Genomic DNA, 5,217 nt, shown 5'->3' on the forward strand with positions numbered 1-5,217 from the left:
AAAATTATGGACTACGGTAAGTTCAAATTTGAGTACCAGAAGAAGCAAAAAGAACAACGTAAAAAACAAAGTGTTGTTACTGTGAAAGAAGTTCGTCTAAGTCCAACTATTGACAAGGGTGACTTTGATACAAAACTTCGCAATGCACGCAAATTCCTTGAAAAAGGAAATAAAGTTAAGGTATCTATTCGCTTTAAGGGTCGTATGATTACCCATAAAGAGATTGGTGCAAAAGTTTTAGCCGAGTTTGCTGAAGCAACTCAAGATATTGCCATCATCGAACAACGTGCTAAAATGGATGGACGTCAAATGTTCATGCAATTGGCGCCAGCGACTGACAAAAAATAATTGTCAGAAAGTTAAATAAAGGAGAAAAAATCATGCCAAAACAAAAAACACACCGCGCATCAGCTAAACGTTTCAAACGTACAGGTTCTGGTGGACTTAAACGTTTCCGTGCTTACACTTCTCACCGTTTCCACGGAAAAACTAAGAAACAACGTCGTCATCTTCGTAAAGCATCTATGGTGCATTCAGGAGATTACAAACGTATCAAAGCAATGCTTACTCGCTTGAAATAATAGCTTGACTGTAAGTAAAGAATTCTAGGAAATATTTGGAGGAAATAAAACATGGCACGTGTTAAAGGTGGCGTTGTATCACGCAAACGTCGTAAACGTATTCTTAAATTAGCAAAAGGTTACTATGGAGCTAAACACATCTTGTTCCGTACTGCAAAAGAACAAGTAATGAACTCTTACTACTATGCATACCGTGACCGTCGTCAGAAAAAACGTGACTTCCGCAAATTGTGGATCACTCGTATCAACGCGGCAGCTCGTATGAACGGACTTTCATACTCACAATTGATGCATGGTTTGAAATTGGCTGAGATCGAAGTTAACCGTAAAATGCTTGCTGACTTGGCTGTTAACGATGCAGCAGCTTTCACAGCTCTTGCAGATGCAGCTAAAGCAAAACTTGGTAAATAATAACAGATAAGACTGGAACAGGATTGTCCCAGTCTTTTTAAAAATAAAGGAGAAAATATGGCTTCAAAAATGCTACATACTTGCTTGCGAGTAGAAAATCTTGAAAAATCAATTGCATTTTATCAAGATGCTTTTGGTTTTAAAGAATTGCGTCGCAGAGATTTTCCAGACCATGCCTTCACGATTGTCTATCTAGGGCTTGAGGGTGACGATTATGAGTTGGAGTTGACTTATAACTACGATCACGGTCCTTATGTGCTTGGAGATGGATTTGCCCATATCGCCCTCAGTACACCTGATCTTGAGGCGCTTCATCAAGAGCATAGTGCCAAAGGATATGAAGTGACAGCCCCTAATGGACTTCCAGGAACTGCACCTAACTATTACTTTGTCAAAGATCCTGATGGCTACAAGGTTGAAGTCATTCGTGAAAAATAATCTCGTGAAGTCAAGTAGAATGTTCGTTTTCTACTTGACTTTTTTTAGCTGAAAGAGTATACTAGTAAAAATTTAACCTTTAAGGGGAGTCCAGAGAGACTCACAAGGTGTCAGATAAAAGAATAGTACAATTTTCTAGAGGAGACTTTTTGAGTGTGCTCTCTTGTGTTGTACGATTTTAACTGAGGCCTTGCACTAGCAAGGTCTTTTCTTTGTCTGGTCCCCTTAAAATTTAAGGAGGAAAAGTCATGAATCCCACATGTAAGAAACGTTTGGGTGCGATTCGATTGGAAACCATGAAGGTGGTTGCACAGGAGGAAATCGCACCAGCAATCTTTGAATTAGTCCTAGAAGGGGAAATGGTTGAAGCTATGCGGGCAGGCCAATTTCTTCATCTGCGTGTGCCTGATGATGCCCATCTTTTGCGTCGTCCTATTTCAATTTCGTCTATTGATAAGGTAAAGAAGCAGTGTCATCTCATTTACCGGATTGAGGGAGCTGGGACAGCTATTTTCTCAACCTTAAGTCAGGGGGATACTCTTGATGTGATGGGTCCTCAGGGAAATGGTTTTGACTTGTCTGACCTTGATGAGCAGAGTCAGGTACTCCTTGTTGGTGGGGGGATTGGTGTTCCGCCCTTGCTTGAGGTAGCCAAGGAATTGCATGCGCGTGGTGTGAAAGTAGTGACAGTTCTCGGTTTTGCTAATAAGGATGCTGTTATTTTAGAGACGGAATTAGCTCAATATGGTCAAGTCTTTGTAACGACAGATGATGGTTCTTATGGCACTAAAGGAAATGTTTCAGTTGTTATCAAGGATTTAGACAATCAATTTGATGCTGTTTACTCATGTGGGGCGCCTGGAATGATGAAGTATATCAATCAAACCTTTTATAACCATCCAAGAGCCTATCTATCTCTGGAATCCCGTATGGCTTGTGGGATGGGTGCCTGCTATGCCTGTGTCCTAAAAGTGCCAGAAAGCGAGACGGTCAGCCAACGTGTCTGTGAAGATGGCCCTGTTTTCCGTACAGGAACAGTTGTATTATAAGGAGAAAATCATGACTAGAAATCGTTTACAAGTTTCTCTACCTGGTTTGGATTTGAAAAATCCGATTATTCCAGCATCAGGCTGTTTTGGTTTTGGTCAAGAGTATGCCAAGTACTATGATTTAGACCTTTTAGGTTCTATTATGATCAAGGCGACAACTCTTGAACCCCGTTTTGGCAATCCAACTCCAAGGGTGGCAGAAACACCCGCTGGTATGCTTAATGCAATTGGCTTGCAAAATCCTGGTTTGGAGGTTGTTTTGGCTGAAAAGTTACCTTGGCTGGAAAGAGAATATCCAAATCTTCCTATTATCGCCAATGTAGCTGGTTTTTCAAAACAAGAGTATGCTGCTGTTTCTCATGGTATTTCTAAGGCAGCTAATGTGAAGGCTATTGAGCTCAATATTTCTTGTCCCAACGTAGATCACTGTAATCATGGACTCTTGATTGGTCAAGATCCAGATTTAGCTTATGATGTGGTGAAAGCAGCTGTGGAAGCCTCTGATGTACCAGTTTATGTCAAACTAACTCCTAGTGTGACCGATATCGTTACTGTCGCAAAGGCAGCAGAGGATGCGGGGGCATGTGGCTTGACTATGATTAATACTCTGGTTGGAATGCGTTTTGACCTCAAAACCAGAAAACCAATCTTGGCCAATGGAACAGGTGGAATGTCTGGTCCAGCAGTTTTTCCAGTAGCACTCAAACTCATCCGCCAAGTCGCCCAAACAACAGACCTGCCTATCATTGGAATGGGGGGAGTGGATTCGGCAGAAGCTGCCCTAGAAATGTATCTGGCTGGAGCCTCTGCAATCGGAGTTGGAACAGCTAACTTTACCAATCCATATGCCTGTCCTGATATCATCGAAAATCTGCCAAAGGTTATGGACATATACGGCATTAGCAGTCTAGAAAATCTTCGCAAGGAAGTAAAAGAGTCTCTGAGGTAAACTGCAATCAATCTGTTCTTGATTTTTTATTAGTTTGTAATGTTGATTATAGAGAATTTTGATATAATGAAATGAGTAAGAACAGAGGAAGAAAGTTAATGAAGAAATTGAGATTTATTTTTTTAGCCCTGCTATTTTTCTTAGTCAGACCAGAGAGTGCAATGGCTAGCGATGGTACTTGGCAAGGAAAACAATACCTGAAAGCGGATGGCAGTCAAGCAGCCAATGAGTGGGTTTTTGATGCTCATTATCAATCTTGGTTTTATATAAAAGCAGATGCTAACTATGCTGAAAATGAATGGCTAAAGCAAGGTGACAACTATTTTTACCTCAAATCTGGTGGCTATATGGCCAAGTCAGAATGGGTAGAAGACAAGGGAGCCTTTTATTATCTTGACCAAGATGGAAAGATGAAAAGAAATGCATGGGTAGGAACTTCCTATGTTGGTGCAACAGGTGCCAAAATAATAGAAGACTGGGTCTATGATTCTCAATACGACGCTTGGTTTTATATAAAAGCAGATGGGCAACACGCAGAGAAAGAATGGCTCCAAATCAAGAGTAAGGACTATTATTTCAAATCCGGTGGTTATTTACTGACAAGTCAGTGGATTGATCAGGCTTATGTGAATTCTAGTGGTGCCAAAGTACAGCAAGGTTGGCTTTTTGACAAACAATACCAATCTTGGTTTTACATCAAAGAAAATGGAAATCATGCTGATAAAGAATGGATTTTCGAAAATGGTCACTATTATTATCTAAAATCTGGTGGCTATATGGCAGTAAATGAATGGATTTGGGATAAGGAATCTTGGTTTTATCTCAAATCTGATGGGAAAATGGCTGAGAAAGAATGGCTATACGATGCTAAAAGTCAAGCCTGGTACTACTTCAAATCTGGTGGCTACATGGCGAAAAATGAGACAGTCGATGGTTATCAGTTTGGAAGTGATGGTAAATGGCTTGGAGAAAGAGCTACAAACGAAAATGCTGCTTACTATCAAGTAGTGCCTGTCACAGCGAATGTTTATGATGCAGATGGTGAAAAGCTCTCCTATATATCGCAAGGTAGTGTCGTCTGGCTAGATAAGGATAGAAAAAGTGATGACAAGCGCCTGGCTATTACTGTATCTGGTTTGTCAGGCTATATGAAAACAGAAGATTTACAAGCGCTAGATGCTAGTAAGGACTTTATCCCTTATTATGAGAGTGATGGGCATCGTTTTTATCACTATGTGAGCCAGTATGCTAGTATCCCAGTAGCTTCTCATCTTTCTGATATGGAAGTAGGCAAGAAATATTATTCGGCAGATGGCCTGCATTTTGATGATTTTAAGCTTGAGAATCCCTTCCTTTTCAAAGATTTAACAGAGGCTACAAACTATAGTGCTGAAGATTTGGATAAGGTATTTAGTCTGTTAAATATTGACAATAGCCTCTTGGAAAATAAGGGAGCTACCTTTAAGGAAGCCGAAGAACATTACCATATCAATGCCCTTTACCTCCTTGCCCATAGTGCCTTAGAAAGTGACTGGGGACGTAGCAATATTGCCAAAGATAAGAATAATTTCTTTGGAATTACAGCCTATGATACGACCCCGTACCTTTCTGCCAAGACATTTGATGATGTGGATAAGGGAATTTTAGGTGCAACAAAGTGGATTAAGGAAAATTATATCGATAGGGGCAGAACTTTCCTTGGAAACAAGGCGTCTGGTATGAATGTTGAATATGCCTCAGACCCTTATTGGGGCGAAAAAATTGCTAGTGTGATGATGAAAATCAATGA

The 5,217-nt window shown here is 40.4% G+C and carries 7 protein-coding genes; all 7 read left to right on the plus strand.

Annotated elements, in window-relative coordinates:
• A partial coding sequence (gene infC / locus RWM06_RS09185; protein ID WP_313970895.1) for a translation initiation factor IF-3 occupies positions 1-348 on the plus strand: 348 nt, incomplete at its 5' end.
• A 32-nt stretch (positions 349-380) separates the two neighbouring features.
• Positions 381-581 (plus strand): 50S ribosomal protein L35, encoded by a 201-nt coding sequence (gene rpmI / locus RWM06_RS09190; protein WP_001125943.1) that lies wholly within the window; start codon positions 381-383, stop codon positions 579-581.
• A 51-nt stretch (positions 582-632) separates the two neighbouring features.
• On the plus strand, positions 633-992 hold the full coding sequence (rplT, locus tag RWM06_RS09195) for a 50S ribosomal protein L20 (RefSeq protein WP_000124834.1): 360 nt from the start codon (positions 633-635) through the stop codon (positions 990-992).
• Between the two features lie 57 nt (positions 993-1,049).
• Positions 1,050-1,430 carry a VOC family protein gene (locus RWM06_RS09200; protein ID WP_313970896.1) on the plus strand — a complete coding sequence of 127 codons (381 nt, stop codon included), beginning with the start codon at positions 1,050-1,052 and terminating at the stop codon, positions 1,428-1,430.
• A gap of 248 nt (positions 1,431-1,678) precedes the next feature.
• Positions 1,679-2,479, plus strand: a complete 801-nt coding sequence (locus RWM06_RS09205) for a dihydroorotate dehydrogenase electron transfer subunit (RefSeq protein WP_313970897.1) — start codon at positions 1,679-1,681, stop codon at positions 2,477-2,479.
• Entirely contained in the window at positions 2,442-3,428 is a 987-nt protein-coding gene (locus tag RWM06_RS09210; protein WP_313970898.1) for a dihydroorotate dehydrogenase, read from the plus strand. Before RWM06_RS09205 ends, RWM06_RS09210 begins: the two co-directional genes overlap by 38 nt.
• 98 nt (positions 3,429-3,526) lie before the next feature.
• The coding region (locus RWM06_RS09215) for a glucosaminidase domain-containing protein (protein WP_313970899.1) at positions 3,527-5,217 on the plus strand (1,691 nt) is incomplete at its 3' end.

Origin of the sequence: uncultured Streptococcus sp., from assembly GCF_963516575.1 — a bacterium.
Lineage (GTDB): Bacteria > Bacillota > Bacilli > Lactobacillales > Streptococcaceae > Streptococcus.

Excerpts from the sequence above, each read along its gene's own strand:
- rpmI (WP_001125943.1), top strand. The coding sequence starts at position 381 with ATGCCAAAACAAAAAACACACCGCGCATCAGCTAAACGTTTCAAACGT.
- RWM06_RS09200 (WP_313970896.1), top strand. The coding sequence starts at position 1,050 with ATGGCTTCAAAAATGCTACATACTTGCTTGCGAGTAGAAAATCTTGAA.
- RWM06_RS09210 (WP_313970898.1), top strand. The coding sequence starts at position 2,442 with ATGGCCCTGTTTTCCGTACAGGAACAGTTGTATTATAAGGAGAAAATC.
- RWM06_RS09205 (WP_313970897.1), top strand. The coding sequence starts at position 1,679 with ATGAATCCCACATGTAAGAAACGTTTGGGTGCGATTCGATTGGAAACC.
- rplT (WP_000124834.1), top strand. The coding sequence starts at position 633 with ATGGCACGTGTTAAAGGTGGCGTTGTATCACGCAAACGTCGTAAACGT.